We start from the raw sequence: 3,155 nt of genomic DNA, 5'->3' as shown, positions 1-3,155 counted from the left end.
CGCCACAGCCGCCCACAGCAGCACGCGCTGCGCACGCTTCATCGGACACCTCCGGCTCGGGCCGCTCCGACGCGCGGATCGATGAGGGGATGCACGAGTTCGATCACGAGGTTCACCACGACGAACACCAGGGCGCTCAGGAGGATGATGCCGGTGATGACCGGAAGGTCCCGGTCGCTGATCGCGGCCAGCGTGACACGGCCGAGTCCCGGGCGGGCGAACACGGTCTCGACGAGCACGGCACCACCGAGCACGGAACCCGTGAGGTACGCGGCGAGCGTGATGGCGGAGGCCGCGCCGTGACGCAGCCCATGACGCACCGTGAACCACGAGGGACTGGCACCGCGGGCACGCACGGTCTCCGCGAACGGCATCCGCTCCGCCTGCATCAGGCCGTCCCGCAGCACCTGACTCAGCAACGCCGCGACCGGAAGGGCGAGGGTGATCGCCGGCAGCACGAGAGTGGCCGGGTTCCGCGCCCCCGAGACGGGGAACCAGCCCAGGCCGAAGGCGAAGACGCTGAGCAGGATGAGCCCGATCCAGAACACGGGTGACGACAGCACGACCAGTTCGATGCCCGCGGCGACGGTACGAGCCACCTGGCCGCGCACCAGCACCGCGACGGAGAGCGCCAGCACCAGGGCGATGAGGAGCGCGAGCGCCGAGAGCTGCACCGTCGCGCCGAGCTGGCGTCCGATGACTTCGGACACCGGCAACCGCAGCTGGTACGACTCGCCCAGGTCTCCGCGGGCCAGCTGCCCGATGAAGCCGACGTACTGCTCGAGCGGCGGCCGATCCAGCCCGAGGTCGGCGCGGATCCCGTCTTTCACCGCCTCGCTGACCTGCGCCTGGGGACCGAGCATCACCGACACGGGATCACCGGGGATCACCCGGAACGCGAGGAACGCGACGGTGGCGGCGCCCCACAGGACGATGACGACGGATGCAGCGAGGCCGGCGACGCGGACGAGAGCAGCCTTCACCACCCCTGCCTTCCGCTCAGCCGGCGGTTCAGCCGACGGTCACATCGTAGAACAGCGGTCGACCGTACAGGTCGTACTGCAGTCCCTCGACGCGCTCGCCGACCGCGGTGATCGCCGACGGGCTGTACAGCGGCACGATGGCGGTGTGTTCGGCGTTCCACTGCTGCAGCTGCGCGTAGAGCTCGTCGCGCTCGTCCTGGTCGCTGCTGGCCACGGCCCGCTCCAGCAGTGCGTCGATCTCGGGATCGCTCACCTGCGACGCGTTCTGGATGCCGTCGGTGTGCAGGTGGCTGCGCAGCAGGTCGGGGTCGACGCCCGAGAAACCCCAGTCGGTGAGGTCGAACGTCTTCGGCTCGTACTGCGCGTTGTAGGCGCCGGGTTCGAGCACCTCGCGCTTCACCTCGAAGCCGATCCCCTTGAGGTCGGACTGGATCGCGTTGGCGAGCGCCGCGCGGTCGTCGGGAACCGGCGTCCAGGCGATCCAGCGCACCGACAGCCGCTCGCCGTCCTTCATGCGGATGCCATCGGTGTCGCGCTCGGTCCATCCGGCTTCGTCGAGAAGCGCGTTCGCGGCGTCCTGGTCGAACGGCCAGCTGCCCTCGAGCGAGGAGTCGTAGCCCGGGGTCGTCGACCCGAGGATGCTCCATGCACGCGGGAACTGTCCGAAGTAGATCTCTTCGACCGCCGCGTCGATGTCGATGCCGCGGGCGAAAGCCTGACGCACCTTCTCGTCGGCGAAGGCGCCGTACTTCTCGTTGAGGTACAGCGAGTAGGGCAGACCGGGGTACTCGATCGAGTCGACCGTGACCCCGTCGCCGAGGTCCTGCGCGAGGTTCGGCGGGATGTTGCTGGCGAGGTCGGCCTCGCCGCTGGTCACCACGCCCGTGCGTACGGAGGCCTCGGGCTGGATCTCGACGCGGAGCGTCTCGAACTTCGGCGCCTTCGTGTCGTGCGGACCCCAGGCGTACTCGTCGTTGCGGGTGTAGACGAGCTCCTGGTCGGGCGTGTACTCCGTGAGCTCGAACGGACCGGTTCCGACGGTGATGCCGGGGCCGCCCGCCTTGAGCTTGTCGGCCGACTCCTCGAGCACTGCCGGCGAGTAGAACCCGAGCTGGGGCGTGCTGGCCGCCTGCAGGAAAGGGGCGTACGGCTGGGTGAAGGAGACCTTCACCGTGTGGTCGTCGATGACCTCGGTGCCCTCGTAGAAGGCCGCGCCCAGCATGCTCGCCGCCTGCGCCGAAACCGTCGCGGGGTCGACGATGCGGTCGAAGTTCGCCTTGACCGCCGCCGCGTCGAAGGGCTCGCCGTCGGTGAAGGTCACGTCGTCGCGGAGCGTGAAGGTGTACTCGGTGCTGTCCGGCGAGACCTCCCATTCCTTCGCCAGCCACGGCGTGAATGTGCCGTCGGTCTCCTGGAAGACGAGCGAGTCGAGCACCGCCCGTTGCACCATGCCCGACACGTCGAGCTGGCTGATCTGCGGGTCCATGTGCCCGGCGGACAGGTTCGCGCCCTCGATGGACCAGACGAGTTCTCCCTCGCCCTCGCCTTCCGAGGCAGGGGCCGCGCAGGCGCTCAGCACCAGGGCGGTGGCGGCGGCGAGCGCAGCGAAGGGCAGGAGACGGCGCACGGGTTTTGCGGGCATGACGATCCTCAGAACGGACGGGGCGGGATGCGTCTATTCTACGGCGATTTCTTGGACTGGGTCGAAAAGCATCCCCCCCGCGGCTCCGGGGCCCCTCACTCCCCGTCGAACACGATGCGATGGCGGTCGGCGGGCGAGACGATCTCGTCTTTCGTCCTCGTCTCGCCGTGCGCGATGACGGCGACACCCAGGTTCTGCACGCGAGGCCGGGGCACACCCACCAGGCGCGCTTGCACGCGCAGGTCCGCCCTCTCCCCGGCGATCCGCCAGAGCAGCTCGGCCTCGGTGGCGGATGCGATCACCCGCTCAGCGAAGGGCTTCTGAACGGGGTGCATGCCGCCGATCGTGGCGATGTGGGCCGCAAGGCGGGAATCACGGATGCCCGGCGGCACATCCTCGAGGACGTGATCGGCCAGGCCCGGATACTCGGCGGCGGATCGGCCCTCTCGGATGGCGTCATCGATCGCCCGCGCCGCGGTCACGGTCTCCGGCCACGGCTGCACCACGGCCGACGGCGCGTCGGCGCCGTC

General features: G+C 69.6%; 2 protein-coding genes and 1 pseudogene. All 3 read right to left on the bottom strand.

Features of this window, described 5'->3' with window-relative positions; all coding sequences use genetic code 11:
* Window positions 1–38: 38 nt before the first annotated feature.
* Window positions 39–983 carry an ABC transporter permease gene (locus ACNPM4_RS07435; RefSeq protein ID WP_400858366.1) on the bottom strand — a complete coding sequence of 315 codons (945 nt, stop codon included), beginning with the start codon at window positions 981–983 and terminating at the stop codon, window positions 39–41.
* 28 nt (window positions 984–1,011) lie between these two features.
* Window positions 1,012–2,625 (bottom strand): ABC transporter substrate-binding protein, encoded by a 1,614-nt coding sequence (locus tag ACNPM4_RS07430; RefSeq protein ID WP_448985266.1) that lies wholly within the window; start codon window positions 2,623–2,625, stop codon window positions 1,012–1,014.
* 95 nt (window positions 2,626–2,720) lie between these two features.
* Window positions 2,721–3,155, bottom strand: a pseudogene (locus ACNPM4_RS07425) (serine hydrolase domain-containing protein); the annotation flags it as partial.

This window comes from Microbacterium umsixpiens, assembly GCF_053543675.1.
This window is presented reverse-complemented; position numbering and strand designations above follow the sequence as displayed.